The sequence below is a fragment of the Capnocytophaga leadbetteri genome (assembly GCF_003054025.1).
GTDB lineage: Bacteria > Bacteroidota > Bacteroidia > Flavobacteriales > Flavobacteriaceae > Capnocytophaga > Capnocytophaga leadbetteri.
The window spans coordinates 301,788-320,837 of the sequence record NZ_QBKG01000001.1 but is presented as its reverse complement, the minus strand read 5'-3'; the positions used below and the strand labels follow the sequence as shown (position 1 = coordinate 320,837).

At 42.7% G+C, this 19,050-nt stretch carries 6 protein-coding genes; 5 read left to right on the top strand and 1 reads right to left on the bottom strand.

Annotated features, from left to right (window positions below; genetic code table 11):
• Positions 1-202: 202 nt before the first annotated feature.
• Positions 203-12,508, bottom strand: coding sequence for a T9SS type B sorting domain-containing protein (locus C8P65_RS01610; RefSeq protein WP_107780733.1), 12,306 nt, complete (start codon positions 12,506-12,508; stop codon positions 203-205).
• 554 nt (positions 12,509-13,062) lie between these two features.
• Here C8P65_RS01610 and murD point away from each other — a divergent pair.
• The 5 genes from murD (at position 13,063) to C8P65_RS01585 (ending at position 18,999) form a co-directional block, all read left to right on the top strand.
• Entirely contained in the window at positions 13,063-14,397 is a 1,335-nt protein-coding gene (gene murD / locus C8P65_RS01605; RefSeq protein WP_107780731.1) for a UDP-N-acetylmuramoyl-L-alanine--D-glutamate ligase, read from the top strand.
• A 12-nt stretch (positions 14,398-14,409) separates the two neighbouring features.
• The gene (locus C8P65_RS01600) at positions 14,410-15,654 is read left to right on the top strand and encodes an FtsW/RodA/SpoVE family cell cycle protein (protein ID WP_425430549.1); all 1,245 of its coding nucleotides are present in this window, start codon (positions 14,410-14,412) and stop codon (positions 15,652-15,654) included.
• Positions 15,655-15,747: 93 nt separating this feature from the next.
• Complete coding sequence (hemH, locus tag C8P65_RS01595; protein ID WP_107780729.1) at positions 15,748-16,764, top strand: ferrochelatase; 1,017 nt, start codon at positions 15,748-15,750, stop codon at positions 16,762-16,764.
• Between the two features lie 2 nt (positions 16,765-16,766).
• Positions 16,767-17,303 (top strand): CopD family protein, encoded by a 537-nt coding sequence (locus tag C8P65_RS01590; protein WP_107780727.1) that lies wholly within the window; start codon positions 16,767-16,769, stop codon positions 17,301-17,303.
• 1 nt (position 17,304) lies between these two features.
• Positions 17,305-18,999, top strand: coding sequence for a 1-deoxy-D-xylulose-5-phosphate synthase (locus C8P65_RS01585; RefSeq protein WP_107780725.1), 1,695 nt, complete (start codon positions 17,305-17,307; stop codon positions 18,997-18,999).
• Positions 19,000-19,050: the final 51 nt, after the last annotated feature.

Below are 19,050 nucleotides of genomic sequence, written 5' to 3'. Positions count from 1 at the left end.
TTCTTTTTTATTATTAAATTCAAAAAGAGGTTACCTAAGGGATTAGGTGCCTCTTTTTCTTTATTAATACTCTTCATTTGACAAGGTTGTAACACGATGAGACAAGTATTTGCACAGCCCACAAAAAAGGAAGAATTTTGCAGCGTAAAACAAAAAAGGACTACCGCGAGGGTAGCCCTTTTTATAGTATCAAATCATTTTTCTAACGATAAAGTGTGAAGTTTCCTTTGAAAGTTCTGTTGTCGTCTTCATCGCTGAGTTCGACTATGTACCAATAGTCGCCGACTGGCATTGGGTTGCCTTCGTACTTACCGTCCCATTCTTCGCCATAGCGTAGTACTTTGAGACGGCGTCCGTAGCGGTCATAGATGCTCGTTTTGATAAACGGATACTTCTCTATGTTGCGCGGTGACCAAGTATCGTAAGTACCATCGCCATTAGGAGTGAAGTAGTTAGGGATGAACACATCAAAATACTCTTCGTAGAATGTCTTAGAGACGGTACATCCGTTGAGGCCTGATGAGTCGTAAGCTACTACATTGACTATCTTATAGACCTTACCGCTAACAGGGTCGGTATAGTCAGGGTCAGTAAGTTTGAGTTCGTATAAGTTGTTTTCGTCATAGAATTGACCATTGAACTCGTACTTATACGGTTTCTTACCTCCTACTGCCTCTACTTGTAGCGTATTGACTACTGTAGTAGGTGTTTTGACGATATTAGAGATTTGGTAAATCTCTTCGATACTTATCGGGCTTGAAAGGGTATGGGTACAAGTTTTATACGTACCAGTAAGCGAGTGTACTGAAGTATAGAAGAACTGGATAGTTTGGGTAGCTATACTTCTATCAAAACGCGTTTGGTCGATATAACCGATGTTATAACCGTTATTACGAGAGAATGTCTGTGGTACTGTAGGAGTAGTAACTCCGTTGTAAATCAAGTAAGTCATATCATTAAAGTTGACTTCATCTTTAAATCTGACTTCTATCCACGTAGTAAACTCGTTATTATCGCAATTGTAGCCTTGTTTTACTTCGGCTTCCATATCAGGAGCAGAAACTACTTTGAAATCGTAAGTAGGCGACATTGTACAACCTACACCAGCTCCTTGTCCGGCATCGGTTATCTCTATGCGATAATCGCCTGCAGGGAGACCGCTAGCTCCTAATGGAGATAGATTAGGTGCTATTACTTCGGTAGTGGTATAAACCCCAGACTCGTTGTGATATATGATATTAGTAAACTTATCAATAATCTTAACCTCGTAAGGAGGACGACCACCCTCTACATAGAAATGTATACCGCCTGTACTTTCGCCATAGCATACTTGAAGGTCTGCCGAAGTTACTGATACGGTGATAGGTTTAGGCTCTATCACTTCAATTTGCTCTTCGCGGAGCACACAACCCCAAGTATCCATTATTTCGAAAGTGTATATTCCTGGTGATAGATTACTAAACTTAGCGTTATTGCGTTGAGGGCCACGAGTGTTATAATTAGTATCTATTAGAGAGTAGTAATAGCTGCCAGAACCACCCTGTATAGTGCTTGTAATAGCCTCAATAATACCGTCTGAACTTCCGAAGCAAGTAGCATGCTGAGTAACGGTGATTGTACCTGTTATTGGGTCAGGGAACAATACAGCTACCTCGGTAGTACCAGAAGCTGTAGAACAGCCCCACGCATCGGTGATAGTGATAGTATAGGTAACTACCCCTCCTGGAGTGCCTGTAGAAGCTAAGTTCTTAAACAATACGCTATCGCCTTCTAAATTGATAGTATCTTGACCGGTGATAGAACCACCACTGATATTGACTGTATAAGGTGCCCAACCTCCGGATACGGTTACCATTATTTCGGCACGGTCATTTGAACAAGTAACACTTGCTGTTTCTTGAGAGAAGACTGTAATTGGGTTTTCAGCCTCTATCAATTCGAAAGTAGTGTTAGCCGAACAGCCTGTAATAAGTGAGGTAGCTTCTACACGGTATTTGCCAGCTCGCAATGATATATTAGCTACTTTTCCAGGGGTAAGTGAACCGTTAGTAGTACCTGTAGAGACAGCGCTGTTGGTAGTCATATCGTAAATGACATAGCTGAAACCATTAGCTACTTGGTCGCCGTCAGAAAGTCGGCTATCAGTAAGTTCAAAGGTTACTTTTCCATTGCCACCTTTACATTGTACGCGCTCAATATCTTTAGCTTCTAACAGTAAGGTGCGAGGGTCGAGCACTGTATAGTTGGTGCTTATTTCGCAACCTGTAGACTCGTTCTTAGCTGTTACCACATAATAACCAGCCTCGGTAATAGAAGCTACTCCACTAAGAGTCAATGCCGTAGCTGTTCTGGTAAAGAAAGCAGCTGGTTCGCCTATCTTAGTAATAGTATAAGTTATTAGCTCATTATTATAAACGGTAGTTGTGCTTAAGGTTATATCGATAAGCTCTGTACCATTAGCACAAGTAAGCACTTGAGTTTGACTAACTGTTAGGGCACTCATTATTAGAGTAGATGAGATAGTAGCCCGCGTACTAGTAGCCGAGCAACCATTGCTATCATATACTTGTACGTAATAATCGGTATCGGCAGTGAGGTAGTTAGGCAATGTATATGTATAGTCGGTAACATTGTCTTCTACTGTCTGCTGATTTACCAAACGGTTAGTAGCAACCTCTCGGAATTCAACTCTTGTGTAAGGAGTAGTACCTCCTGTTACAGCACCGAGATTGAATGTCAGTTTTGGATAAGCTGATTCGCCTGTTAAGTAGCCGTACTCATCACGCTCGCACTCGTAATCTTTCTTAGTGAGAGCTCCTGCAGTTACGCTTACTACATCAGGAGATGTAGCAGTAGCCACTGTACTTACGGTACAGCTATGTACTGACTCGGCATAGATGATATAGCCCTTGCCTCCTAAGGTAATAGGTCCTGAAGGTACGCCAGAGATAGTAGCGTAATTATGATTAGCCGTTATAGAAGCGGTAGTTACTGGCGAGCCATTAGTATCAGTAAAACTAAACACATAAGGGCCTTCGGCTGCTGGTGTTACTTTGACTCTGATAGTAGCCGCATCACCATAACAAGCTGGAGTAGAGATAGCTATCACCTCTATTTTAGGTGTTTCAGGTTTCACTATTGTGAATGGTAATATCTTAGCACACTCGGCTGCTGTACCGAAGAGAGCATCGTCGTACACATTGATACGGTAGCTACCTGCTGTAAGATTATAAGTCGCTCCGTCTATCACATAGGTAGTAGCACTACCTATATTATCGGCTGTGATAAGTGGCACTGCACGATCTGAAGAGGTAATTCGGTATAGACTAACACGGTATTTACCTGAACCTCCGGTAATATTCTTAACTGTAATGGTTGCTACCCCTGCCCCACAAGGTACTAATGAGGTATGTTCAGCCTCGAATTTTATCATCTCGTTCACCTTAAAGGTAGTACTAGTTTCGCAACCATTAGCATCGCGGATAGAAAGAGTATACGAAGCTACATTAGGTGCTAAACGTATTGGCAAGTTCACTTGCATATCAGCAGCTGCTGTAGGCATTGTTAGGTTTTGCCAACTATTGATACCATCTACCTTGTATTGGTGTTGCCCTACACCCTTAGTAGCAAATACTATATTGATAGGGTAATCAACATTTTCGCTACAAGCATCTTGTACATCAACTGATGCGATACTTGGGCTAGGTTCTATATCTACTGTTACCACAGTATGTACTAAACATCCAGAATTATCGCGGATATACACACGATAGTAGCCAGAAACTACATCGAGTGAAGTGCCCTGTTGATTGATAATAAAGGCATTATCTAAGGTTGTACTTGTAAGTACTGCTGCCAATGGAGTGGTAATAGGCTCATAATAATACTCATAAGGAGCCTGACCGCCTTGTGCATCCACTACTATCTTACCTTTACCTATAGGTTGAGGTTGTTGGCAGGTAGCTTTTTTAGCTACTGTAACTGAAGCCGTAAGCTGAGAGGTAGACCTACCTATAGTAAACTCTTCAGTACCTTGTGTACAACCTGAACCATCGGTAAACAATACAAAGTAACGACCAGGAGGTATATTGCCTATCGTAATATCTTCGCCTATTGAGGCTGTACCTGTAAGTGGTTGGTTGCCAAATACAGGATGATTACTTCCTGTTACATCAGTAGGTTCTGTAAGCAATGGGTGTGTAGGTGGGTATTTGTACACCGCATAATTAACACTTGTACCCGGCCAATCTTTCAAGTTAATGAATACCTTACCATCATTAGCATCGTAGCAAGTAGTAGGTTTGGTGCCATTCACTGAAGTTTTTAGCGGAGACTGAGTAGGTACACTAATATTAGCTTCTTCGGTAAACGAGCAGCCAGTAGACTTATCGTATACTACGAAGGTATATTTAGTACCTGGCACCATACCATTAGGCCCTGCTGTAAAGGTATAAGTAGCGGCTTGTACTATACTAACACCATCAGACAAGGTAGTAGTAGTTACATCACCCATTCTATACCAAGTAGTAGTAACAATGCTGCCATTTACTGTATTCGTATAAGTGTGACTTGGCAAGTACGGATTGATAGGCATCGACATATTTTCTTGGTATACCGCTATATATTGTTCTGCCCCTATACCTGAGCCTAACTTATCGTATACCGATACGGCTACCTCGCCATTATTACCTGTACAGCCTACTACACCTGTAGAGCGTACATCCAGACCATTGGCTTCAGAGTTGATATCAAACTCTTGGGTATACTTACAAGACTTGCTATCTTCTATCACCACTCGGTATTTACCAATGTCCATATTATCAAATTCTACATTGGTATCGGTAAACACGCCTGTACGTACTTCTACACTAACTCCGTTCTTAAACACGGTAACGGTAAACGGAGCGGTACCTCCTGAGCTTACCAAAGCGGTAATCTTAGATTTCTGTACAGTATTAGAACCTGTACATTTCAAGCTAGTATGGGTAACCGTAGCTACCATTGGTGGCACTTGAGTAACTGTTAATCCTACTGGCACAGACTCACAACTAGCACTATCTTTTATAGTAATAGTATAAGTACCTGGTGCTAAGCCTGTAATATCAGAAATTACAGAAAGTTGGTTAGTAGTAAGTCCGTTTTTAAACAAGAGTGTATATGGTGGTGTACCACCTGCTATATCGCTGCTATTGATACGTATCTTACCAGAATTAACACCTGCACAGTTTACTGGCTCGACAGTAGGCGTAACAACGAAGCGAGGTATTTCTCTTTTCACTTCTTGTTTAGGTGATACTACCTCGCAATAGTCGCCGTTATCCATTTGATAACGTACTTTGAAGTAGTAATCGCCTTCTACACGAGTTTTGAATACGTATTCGTTGCCCGATTTAACTAAGCTCATACCCGTAGGGATAGCCACACTAAAGTTAGTGGTAGGCGAATTGCTCCACAAGAACTCTCGTGTACCGGCTTTACCACCTGTATAGGTAATGCTAAACACCGCCTCGCTATTGGCAGCACAGCCTAAAGCTATAGTTTTAACGGTTTGCATTCTGAGCGGGTTATCAATAGTATAAGTTGTACTAGTAACGCACGAGCCGCCATCCCGTACCCATATATTATAGGTGCCTGCGGTTAGATTGTTATATATCATAGTAGTACCGCTAGCAGTAGAACTGCTTTCGTAATTAGCACCACCATCTTTACTAAACTGATACTCACCATTACCGCTGAGTACGTTTACTTGTATACTTCCGTTAGAGCCTCCTGAGAAACAAGGGTCTAAATCAATTACTTCTATCTTAAGTGGCTTAGCATTAGCAACCTCTAAGGTAGCAGAGCCCACACAGCCGTTAGCGTCTTCTACCTCTATACGATAGTTGCCCACACTTAGGTTGAAGTCAGCCTCATTATTGACTGCTGGCTGAGTAGCGGTAGTACCACCAAGTAACGGTATAGCACGGAAAGTGCGGTAAGGCTTAGCCCCTCCGTCTCCAGTTAAATGTACAGAAGCAAAAGTATTAAGACAAGTTACTGGCGCCTCAATAGTAGCTGTAACAGTTAACGGTACTGGTTTCTTAATAGTATAAGTAATATCTGTTTGACAGTCAGGGTCATTAGTTTTTCTGAAATACATCGCACCATTATTGACTGCCGATAGGTTAGTAATAGTAGCAACTCCTTGAGTAGCTGTAGTAGCCGATAGGGTAACAGCTGTCCAAGTAGTAGAGCCTTGTAGCTGGTATTCTATAGTGTTGCCACCAGCATTGTTCACCACTAAATACATAGAACCATCACCGGTACCACATTTCTCATCAGAGGCAGTACCTCTCACGCTAAATTGGCGGTTTCCTTCAACATTAACAGAAACCCCTTCGGTGCGTATTGAGCATAACTTAGTAGGTTGCGATAGAGTAATATCATCTACAGCTAAGTAGTTAGCGTTGGCAATATTGCGAAGCTCAAACTCTACTGAGTTATAATTGATTTGCGAAGCCGCAAAGGTTATTTTCTTATTCACCCAAGCGCCCGTACGCTGTAGCTCGCCTAAAGCTTTTTCCTCGTATATAGTACGGTTACCAGGGTTATAGAGGCGTACCACTAAGTTAGGATTGTTTTCACCTATATAGTTACTTGGCAATAGGTTAAAGAGATTCATTGTTACGTTAAGCTCTTGTCCTACTACCACATCCTTGATAACACGTCTGTACACTACCCCCTCATCACTGGTACGATTAGTAGAGCCTCCATTGATAGCCAAGTATCTACCATCAGTTACCGCAGAGGCATCTGTTGGCGTCGGACTTACCCAATTAGGCTTACCAGGCACTTGACGAGTAATCATATACTGATTGCTTTCTAACAAAGTACCATTAGAGTTACATACGATAAAGATATTATCAGTATTACAAGTATCTAATCCTGTGCCAAAGTCTTCCTTAAACAAGATATTAGGAGTAGTACCTGTCACATTAGCAGGTGTATAAATAGCATATACGCTATAAACCCCTGGTGATAAGGTAAATACATTAGAGGTACGCGTTTCGCTGATAGTACCATCCGATTTGGTGAGCTGGTATTGGTATACCCCACCTGTAGGATTAGTCGTAATAGTGAAGGTACCTTTACCTTCACAGTCATAAGTTACAGCAGTGCTAGTAACGGTAGCGGGTACTATAGGTGTTATCTTTATAGGTATTTCAAGGGTACATTTATTGCTGTCGCGTACATATACCACTGAGGCAGTCGAGCCTACCATTAGCACATTATTAGTGCTGTAGTTCACATTATTAACACTATACTCATAGCCTGTACCAGTACCACCCGACACGTTATTAACAATTACCTTGTACTGTTTAGTAGGCGAGTTGGTATCGCACGATATATCTTCAGCAACCCCTGCATAAGCGCGTAGGGTAGTTACTTCATTCTTAATTTCAATATTCGGATTGTTATACTGACAAGTTACACTGCTCGAAAGCTGTATTTCTATCTTCAGATTATATCTACCTGCTGTTAGGTTATAGAAATAACCTGTAGTATTCTCATCTATATATGTCTCATTGCCTAAATCATCGTATTTGTACAATTTAGAACGAACATTCTGCTGAGTATTATAAGTAATAGATATTTGTCCAGAGTTCGCTGCTGAACCGCACACTATATTACGTGTTTTGATAGAATAACCTAAGAAACTTTCCGGATATATATCTATCTCTGGAGTAAGTGCATAGGCATCTTGTGCGTCTTTAGCCACAAATATATATCTACCTGGTTGTGTGATAGGGGTATTAACATCTAAACCTGTGTTACCACTTGGCACTGAAGTAGTAATATAGTGCGATGGTTGTATATCAGAATAGTTTTGATAATTATTCTGTACCACACCGTCTATACTCCAGATAGCAAAGCTATAAGGCCCTTGACCTCCTTCAGCTTGGAAGTTTATCACACGTAGGTTACAACCCTTCCACGCTTTAGCCGTAGCTTTAGGCTTAAGCGTTACTTCTTTCGTAATCTTCTGACTGATGGTGAACTTACAACTTGATGGCAAAGCTGGCGAAGTCACCTCTATAGTATAGGTATCAGGGTCATTGATAGTAAAGGTTCTTACTGGCGAGTTCGAGGTAATAAATTGCTGACCGTTCTGAGGTACTATATTACCATTCGAGTCTTTCAACACATATTTATAGGCAATACCCGAGGTAGCCATCTTCACACGTATCTGACCAGTTTCATAGCTCGATATATTTCTATAATAATCTATTTCCCCTGAAAGAGCGTTGTTAAACACATCAAAGTAGAAATCTTTATAGCAATCATTGTTAGCATTGCTAATACGCAAACGGTAACTAGCACTAGTGCTAACAGTGAAAGAACTATTAGTACTTACGGTCTGCCACTTGCTGTCATCTTTATCAGGACAGTTCAGCGTGATATGCGTGTTACCTGCTTTCAGCTGTTGCCACTCTACCTTAGTATCGCGGTAGTTAAGCGAGATAGTACGCGAAGGCTCATTACACAAGATGATGTGGTTCATCCATATACTTTGGTCACTAGCACACACATCACCAGTGCTAAACTTAGCCCTGATAGGGTCTGCTATCTCTCCTTCACCTACTAACTGTATAATCTCTGTAGTAGTATAGGTAGTACCGTTACACTGTTGAATTTTCTCTACGCGATAAGTACCTGTGGCGGTAGCCTCTATATAATTATGGTTTAACGGATTAGCTAAGCGGGTCGTGCCTTGGTACCATATATACTCATCAAAGCCTGCCACAGCTGTTATAGAGGTAGTAGCCCCAACACAATGTAGCTCAGCACGGCTACAACCTTGAGTAGAAATCTCAATAGTTTTAGAGCCTGTGCTAGTTTGTGCAGGTATAATACAACCCGCGCGCCCTCCTTCATAAGTAAACGAATAAGAAGCGTGTAGCAAGTTCATACAAGGCTTACCTATCTCATTGCAATCACCGTTGAGAGTCATCGGTATAAGAATAGTATTCTTTTGTCCTCCCGCATTAAGCGTTTGTATAGGTATCGAAAGGGTAAGGGTTGTACTAGTTTGTCCTAAAACAGTAGGTTTAGTAGAGATATTCCAAGCAGCCCCTGAAAAGTCAGGTGTACCCACAATAAGCGCTGGGTGGCTCGGTAGGGTAATCTGCATAGTAGCCGAGGTGACATTCTCTTGACCTTTATTCTGATAAGTAATGCGATAGTTAAAGCTTTCGCTATTTGCTAACTGACGGTTTATCACACCATTAGTACCATCTACGAAGTCATCACTCATCTCCATATTAATAGCTTTCGACTTCACTTCTACATTAAAGGTACAAGTAGCCGCATTACCAGCCGTATCTACAAACACGTAGGTAACAGTGTGTAAGCCTACAGCAAAATGATCTCCGCTTTGGTGTGTCTGGCTCCACGTATCTATACGGCAGTCATCAGTAGCAGTAACGGTACCCCAAGTAGCTACACCATAACATTTACCTGCTTGTGTATTGACAGTGATAGTCCCTGTAGGACAACCTGTAATCACTGGCGGCACATTATCGGCTGCAAAGTTTACAGTAACAGACGACACCCCTGAGTTATTAGTAACACAAAGAGAAGAGTCTATTAGTTTATACTCTACTATATAGGTGGTATTGCGTTTTACAGTATCGGTAACGGTTTGCGAGATGCCTAGCGAAGTACGGCTATTGTCTTTTTCTATTCTAAACCACTCTATATCAAATAACTGAGTAGAACCTCCAAAAGTAAGTTTCACCTCATCACCGTTACAAGGGCTGGTACTATTTATAGTATAAGTAATAGGAGGAGCGGTATAATTACCCGTATCTACCTTCGCAGCTTCGTTATACACACGGCAAGCGTGCGAAATCTCTACCACATAACGACCATTAGGCACATTCCTAAATACATAGCTTGAAATATTAGACCCTTCTTGGAAAACAGGCGAAGTTTTCGCTACTGCACCACCTGTAGTTTTAAGAGTAAACTGAAGCGGATACACTATATACTCCGGATTTTTAACATTAATAGCTACGAAGCCCGAGTTAGGCGTAGCCCCACAAGAACTACCCATTACTTCTAAATCCAATTCACCTGTAGGACTGATAGTCAGATAAGTTCTACTCGTATGCTTACTTACAATACCATCACGGTTAGGGTAGACAAGATCTCGCAAATCAGGTGAGTCTATCATACTATACCCATTTACTACTAAATTCTGATGTGAGAGATCCGTAGCTGTCATATCCCCATTATTCTTCAAGTACCAACGCGTCATACGCTCATAATGGTAACCATCCGATTGAAATAAGTAGTCCCCTGCCGGCAAATTATTAAATGTATACGAAGATTCTGTACTCCTTTGTACTAAAATATCATATTCCCCCGTTGCTGGATTTTTCCTAAACAATCGGTAAGTTACATATTGTATAGTCCCTTTAGGTGTAGTCGCTATATTATAGGTTATCTTAGAAGTATTTGTACAACCTCTCACTACTTTCACCTCCTCTTTGTCATACACCATTGGCTTATCAAAGTTAATATCTTTATAAGCCGTGTTACCACAAAAATCAGTAAAAGTAATACGATAATTACCCGCTGGCAAATCTCCAAACTGAAATAAACCTGTACCATTAGCATTAGGACTCTCTGGGTTTAACACCTGTCTCTCTATCGGAAATGTGTACGTAACTGTCCTCTGTGATGTCTCAAAAGGCATCGAGGTAAGATAATCATATGTACGCGTTCCTGTTCCTCCATCATCAAGGTAATCTATCTTTACCGTTAGTGGATATGAAAACTGCGAACTCGAAAGCCATTTATAGATAGAAACCGTTCCCTTAAATACCCCTTTACCAGTTTCTATACCTTCAAATTGTTTTTCTATCTCACTACTCTTAGGCTTCATATAGACTATACGCTTTGGCTGATAGCAAGAAAGCGTACCGTCGGCTTTCCTCGCTACAAACTTCACCATATAGTAGCCATCTCCTAACCCCGTAAGCTTAGCATAGTTAGCGTTTATCCAATTATAGTCAGTCCCTGAGGTCAAAGGCAGCCACTTAGTTGTGTCCGTTTCGTCCATATCTGTAGCTGTAGTATAGCCCGCATCCCACCCCGGTGAGCCTGAACCTACATATTTATATATATCATAGTAGTATACAGGCCCTACAGCCGATGGCGTTGCTGAAAAATGAGCCGATTTGTAAAAATCATTATACCAATAATAAGTGCCCATTAGCACCTTATTAGTAGGATTATCTACATCGGGCAAATATATACTGCGATAATTGTTCTCTATATACAAATACAAATCATTCGTCCCTGGACAAGGATTCACTAAGTCCGGACTTATATCTGAGCGGTTAAGAGCCTCCAACGCCCTTTCTCCATCTCTCCCTCTAAATATAAACGACCCCTGAGCTTGGGTTGCATTAGTCGTATTTAGCGTTAAATCAAGTACATTCTTATCTAATTTGAACTTGTGCTTAATAGGAGTGCCTCCTATATTAATTTCCATTTCAGCTATATCACCTTCCTCAAATACATAAGGTGATGAAAACGAACGAGGTGCCAAATTGCCATCCCAAACATTCTTATACGTACTGCTTACATCATAAGTCCCCTGTAGTACACCCGCACTATTATAGCGCTTTACTATCGCTATATTAGGAGTCGTACTAATTGCTGTATCATACTTCCCTAACGAACCTCCATCCGTACGTTCTATTTGAAATGAAAAACTAAATTTACAATTAGCATTCATTCTCACCCCACTGTTTTGGTAGTTTATTCTCACATTTAAACAGCTAAGCGAAAGCTCTGAGGCTGGAATAGTGAAAGTACTTCTACTGGTATCGCCACAGTCGGGCGTACCTCCTGCCAAGTCTTGTACACTTAGCTGATAGGTTTGCCCTGCTTTCAATGGTTTAGCATCAGTACCTTGCACCGTCAGGGTAAATTGAGTAGGGGCTGTAGGCGCGTTGTGTGTTTGGCTATACACCTCGCCATCAGGTCCTGTAACTTTTACTGCTAAAGGTCCCCTTACCCCTGCTGCTACTACAAAGGTGATACTACCGTCATTGCCCGTACCGGCGCAATTAGGCCCCTTAGTGGTAACTGTAAAAGTCGGAGCTATATAAGTAGAAGTAAGTGTAACAGCACGTGGCACCGAACTTTTATTAGTAGCCACCTCTATAACTGTAATTGTATAAACCCCTGCTCCTAAGGTATCAAACTCATACGAGTTTTTCACACCTATTTCAAGCGGCTCTGTAAGGCTCGCCCCATTAGGTTTATCCAATTTCACTTGTAGCTTAGTGTTTGCCGGACCCATAGTAGGCGGCAAAGTTACCTTTATTTTGCCATCAGCACGACATTGCCCTGGTGTAACCGAATGGTTAAAGGCATTAAGGTTGAGCGTCTGTGCCGAAAGCCCAAAGGTAGTTGTTAGTACTAAAAGAATTGTTAGAAAAAAATTTTTCATAATGCTATATGCTATATTCCTGAAACTACTATATTCAGTATACTTTAATGCACAAAAGTACACATAATTACCGACATAGCCAAACACCTTTTTGCCAAATGTTAAAATCAAATGCTCTCATTTCACCTCCCCCTCCCTATTACTATAGTGCACTACACCAGCACAACTTTTTTATTATCAATATTATACAACCTATTTACAGCACATTTTAGGTTACAAAATCCACTATTAAGCACCCTATATTTTAACTTTTTCTATACAAAACTTTAACAATTCATAACAGTTTTATTAAGACTATAGATTTTTTACACATTTCACTAATTTATCAATCTGCAAAATCCAAAATTAGAACAGTTACCCACTCACCCCTCCGCCTTACCTCCAATACAGAAACACTATAGGAACACTATAGGAACAATACAAGAAGCCCCTCACTTGTCCCACTTCTCTGCCCGTGCGGCTCGCACTGTTAAATCCAAATAAAAAATTTGTGCATTCCTATTTATTTTATAATTTTGCAACCCAAACAAAAAGTTCTCTAAACACACATTAAAATGAAACGTTTAGTAATATTAGGCGGTGGCGAAAGCGGCGTTGGTACTGCTATTTTAGCCAAACAAAAAGGCTGGAGCGTCTTCTTATCCGATAGAGGCGCCCTAAAACCTCAGTACCGCGACATCCTATCCCGCCAAAACATCGACTACGAAGAAGGCTCACACGACGAAGCGCGCATACTCGCTGCCGACTGCATAATGAAAAGCCCCGGTATCCCCGATAAGGCCGACATTATCAAAAAAGCACGCGAAAAACACATACCTATTATTTCCGAAATAGAGTTCGCCAGCCAATATACCCAAAGCACCATTGTAGCCATAACCGGCAGCAATGGCAAGACCACCACCACCCTACTCACCCACCACATTTTCAAGGAAGCAGGATTAGAAGTAGGCTTGGGGGGCAATATAGGCTATAGCTTTGCCGAGCTGGTAGCCCATAGCAATCCGCCTTATTATGTGCTCGAAATCAGCAGCTTTCAGTTAGACGGCATTGAGCATTTCGCACCCCATATAGCCGTGTTGCTCAACATCACCCCCGACCATTTAGACAGGTACGATTATAAGTTTGAGAATTACATAGCTTCCAAGTTTCGCATTGCTATGAACCAAACTGCCAACGATTACTTTATTTACGATGCCGATGACCCTGTGATAAACGACTGGCTCGCTACCCACCCCCTAAAACCTAAGTGTATAGGTTTTTCAATCGAAAAAGAACTGAGCGAAGGAGCTTTCTTAAAAGACAACAAAATACATATTATGTTAGAGAATCAAACCACTGTAATAGACGTAGAAGAAATAAGCCTAAAAGGAAAACACAATATCAAAAACACTATGGCGGCAGCAGTAGCAGCGCGCTTAGTAAACATCCGCAACGCATCACTACGCGAAAGCCTCAAAGGGTTCCAAGGGGCAGCTCACCGCTTAGAAGAGGTGAAAGTCGTTGAGGGCGTAACCTATATAAACGATTCTAAGGCTACCAACGTCAATTCAGTGTATTTTGCCTTAGACACTATCAAAACCCCTATCGTGTGGATAGTGGGCGGACAAGACAAAGGCAATGACTACAACTCTCTGCTACCTTACGTACATCAAAAAGTAAAAGCCATAGTATGCTTAGGCGTAGATAATACCCCTATATTACAGTCGTTTTACAATGTCATCGACAATATGGTAGAAACCCGTTCTATGGAAGAGGCTGTAAAGATGGCGCAACGCTTTGCTAGCGCTGGCGACACCGTATTGTTATCACCTGCTTGTGCGAGCTTCGACCTTTTCAAAAGTTATGAAGACCGTGGCGACCAGTTCAAAGCTGCCGTAGCTAAACTCTAATACCCGCAGCCAATGTTTGTGATTGATTGGATAGCCAAAAATATCAAAGGCGATAAGACGTTATGGGCGCTGATTGTTATCTTTGCTTTCATCTCGTCATTAGCGGTGTATAGCACCAGTAGCAACCTCGAGTACGTAGTGCGCACAGGCACTACCACAGCAGGCTATTTCTTCAAGCACTTTTTCTTTGTAGGCTTGGGTATCTCCACTGCTTTTGTTGTACATAAGATTCCCTATCGCTTTTTCCGCCCTGCCTCTAGGTTAGGGCTTCTCCTATCTGTGGGACTACTGATTATGGCTATTTTTACCGGCACTACTATCAAAGAGGCGAACGCCAGTCGGTGGATTAACGTGTTAGGCTTCTCTTTTCAGCCTTCTGCCTTCGCACTCATAGTGCTTATGGTCTATGTAGCCTCCTATTTGGCTAAAAATCACGACAAGAAAATCTCCTTCAAAGACAGCCTGCTCCCTCTCTGGACGCCAGTGGTTGCTATCACCGCCTTAGTGGTCTTTGCCAACCTCTCCACAGCCCTTATTATCGTCTTTTCGGTGGTGCTATTGGCTTTCTTGGGGGGATATCCGTTTAAGTATCTGCTCTATATTGCGGGTATTGGCATAGCGTTAGGCGGACTTCTATTCTTGTTTGCAAAAGCCTTCCCCGACCTTGCTCCTAGCCGTTTTTCCACTTGGGAAAGCCGAATAGATTCCTATTTTGCCCAAGACGAAAACAAAAAAGAGATATACCAAGTCGAACTCTCCAAAATGGCAATTGCCAAAGGAGGCATTGTGGGGCAAGGGCCTGGCAAGAGCACTATGAAAAACTTCCTCCCTCAGAGTTCATCTGACTTTATTTATGCTATCATCACCGAAGAATACGGGTCAATGGGCGCCCTTTTCATTATGGCACTCTATTTTATTTTGCTATTTCGGTTAGTAGTGATTTCCCAGCAGGCAGCCACCCTCTTTGGGCAGCTATTAGCTTTAGGATTAGGCATCCCGATAATGCTACAAGCCATTATCAATATGGCGGTAGCGGTAGAGTTAATGCCTGTCACCGGACAGAACTTACCGCTCATCAGTAGTGGGGGTACTTCCATTTGGATGACCTGCTTAGCTTTAGGCTGTATTCTTTCAGTCAGTGCTCGCAAACGCAAAGATGGCAAAATGGAAAAAGACAAGCCTGAAGCCGATGTCGAGGAAGAATTAGCCGAAAATATTATTAAAATCACAAAAGACGAGAAACAAAAGACTAAATGAGACAATTTGCTGATTTGTAAATTGACTATGTAAATTGGCAAATTGACTAATTGACAAATTATTCGTACCTTTGCCCGCTATTAATATACTAAAATGCCAAAAGGAGTTTTACTTGTAAATTTAGGCTCTCCCGATTCGTTCGAGGTCAAAGACATCAAACGATATTTAAAAGAGTTTTTGATGGATGAGCGCGTTATCGACTATCCATACTGGTTGCGCTATCTTATCGTTCGTGGTATTATCCTCAACGTACGTCCACCAAAAACTAGCGAAGCCTATAAAAAAATATGGTGGGATGAAGGCTCACCGCTGATTGTCATCAGCAAGCGACTAACCGCCAAAGTGCAAGCGCAAGTGTCAGTACCAGTGGTAATGGCAATGCGCTATGGCAACCCCAGCATCAGCGAGGGCTTGGCTGCCTTACACCAGCAAGGGGTTACTGAAGTACTCCTCATACCGCTATACCCTCAATACGCTATGGCGACCAGCGAAACTATAGAAGTTTTAGCTGAAAAACTCATACGCGAGCACTACCCACAAATGGCGCTGCATAAGTTCGCCCCTTTCTTTCACCGCAAAGAATACATCGAGGCACTTGCTGGCGTAACAGCCCCTATCTTAGCCGATTACCACTACGACCATCTGCTTTTTTCTTATCACGGAGTGCCTGAGCGACATCTGTACAAAACCTCACCTACTCCTGCCCATAAGCACATAGTCGATGGCAAAAGCTGTTGCGATGCTTATAGCGAGGAGGGAGCGCATTGCTACCGAAGTCATTGTTTCGAGACTACTCGCCTATTGGCAGAAGCCTTGCAATTGCCTGAGGATAAGTATTCTATTTCTTTTCAGTCGCGCTTAGGTGCCGATAAATGGCTTACCCCTTTCACATCCGACCGTATCAAAGCCCTTGCGCAGAGCGGAGTGAAACGCTTAGCTGTCATCACCCCTGCCTTTGTTGCTGACTGTGTAGAGACTTTAGAAGAGATAGAGATGGTAGGCGGCAAAACCTTTGTCGAAAACGGAGGCGAGAGCTTCAAACTCATACCTTGTCTAAATGATAGTGAGCTATGGGCAAAAGCTCTTGCTCAATGGATTAATAACGACTAATAATGGATTTATTTTCAATTACAAAAGCGATACACATCATCTTTGTGGTGAGTTACTTCGCTGGTATTTTCTATATGGTGCGATTGTTCATCTACCATACCGAAGCCTTACAAAAAGACGAACCCGAACGCTCTATATTGCACCGACAGTTTAGCTTTATGGAGGAACGCCTGTGGAACATCATCACTGTACCTGCCCTTATAATTATGTCGTTTACAGGCATTTATATGTTCTACCTAATGGATTGGGCGTACTTTTTGTTTGGCTGGATGCACGTCAAATTGCTATTCATAGGCATACTGCTGTGGTATCACTACTACTCGTGGCGCATAATGAAGCGACTACAAGCAGGACAGGCTACCCTAACCTCGCTGCAATTGCGTATGCTCAATGAGGTAGCCACTCTTATCCTCTTCGTGGTTGTCTTTGCAGTAGTGCTCAAAGCCTTATTTACTACCTATTGGTATTTTGCTCTACTGGCTTTTGTAGCTATGGGAGCGCTTATTATGCTGATAGTGAAGTTGGTAAATAGAAAATAATTTGGAGAATTTAAAACACATACCTGTAGAAGAGTTGCCAGCGTTGGCCGAGCAGTTGCGCACCCGCATCATAGAGGTTATCGCAGCGCACGGCGGTCATCTGGGGGCAAGTTTGGGCGTGGTCGAACTCACTATCGCCCTGCACTATGTGTTCGATACTCCTGATGATATACTTGTCTGGGATGTAGGTCACCAATGCTATGCCCATAAACTGCTGACAGGCAGAAGCGAAGCCTTTGCGCACATACGCCAACAGGGCGGCATCAGCGGCTTCCCTAAGCGCGAAGAAAGCCAGTACGATGCTTTCGGCACAGGGCACTCTTCTACTTCGCTCTCTGCTGTATTGGCGATAGCTCTTGCCTCTGCTTTAGAGGGTAACACCCAGCGCCAACACATAGCTGTAATTGGCGATGCAGCCATAGCAAGCGGTATGGCGTTCGAAGCCCTCAACCACGCAGGCACTACCGATGCCAATATGCTCATTATCCTCAACGACAATGCTATGGCCATCGACCCCACTGTAGGGGCTCTCAAAGACTACTTCAGCACCCTACGACAAGGGGCGCGCGAAACGTTCTTCAGCGACCTGCATATCAAGTACAAAGGCACTATTGACGGACACAATTTACCTGCTCTTATTGAGGCCTTAAAGACTGAAAAAAAAGAGCGCGGTGTACGACTGCTGCACGTAGTAACCACCAAAGGCAAGGGGTTTGCTAAAGCCGAAGCCGAACAAGTGCGTTACCACTCACCTGCCCTATTCGATAAGACCACAGGCGAACCGCTTCCCGAAGCCCCTACCCTACCCGCCAAATATCAAGAGGTAGTAGGGCAAACTCTTACCGAATTAGCTCGTTCAAACTCTAAAATCATAAGCATTACCCCTGCAATGAGTAGCAGTAGCGGCTTGCTTCCTCTACAGCAGGCTTTCCCCGATAGAGTATTTGATGTAGGCATAGCCGAACAGCACGCTGTTACCTTTGCAGCAGGCTGGGCTGCACGTGGGTTTGTACCTTACTGCATCGTCTATTCTACTTTTCTACAGCGCGCTTACGACCAACTCATACACGATGTGGCCTTACAAAACCTACCAGTAGTATTTTGCATCGACCGCGCTGGACTGGTAGGCGAAGACGGAGCTACCCATCACGGAGTGTTTGATATGGCTTTTTTGCGTCCTATTCCTAATCTTATTATTGCGTCACCGCGCAATGCTACCGAATTGCGTCAGCTGCTCTACACCGCTCAGCTGTCCCTACCCCACCCTATCGCCATTCGCTACCCACGTGGGCGTTGCTCACAAACCGATTGGACACAACCTTTTGAGGCACTGCGTATTGGCAAAGGGTGCCAACTAAAAGAAGGTACTAAAGTAGCCGTACTCAGCATTGGCACTATAGCCGACCTTGTAGCCGAACAAATACGCCAAAGCGAAGCCCCAGAGCAGTACGCTCACTACGATATGCGTTTCTTAAAACCGATAGACGAGGCTTTGCTGCACCACGTATTCACCCACTACCAAAAAGTCGTTACTATCGAAGAAGGCAGCACCGGAGGCTTAGGCAGTGCGGTAAGCGAATTTGCTGCGGCTAATAACTACACTACTCCTCTAAAAATCATCACTTTACCCGATGTTTTTATGCCTCACGGCTCTGTTGCTGCCTTAAGAAAATTGGCACATTTGCTGATTGACTAATTGGCTAATTGGCAAATTATTTATACCTTTGCAGCGGTAAAACTAACAGCA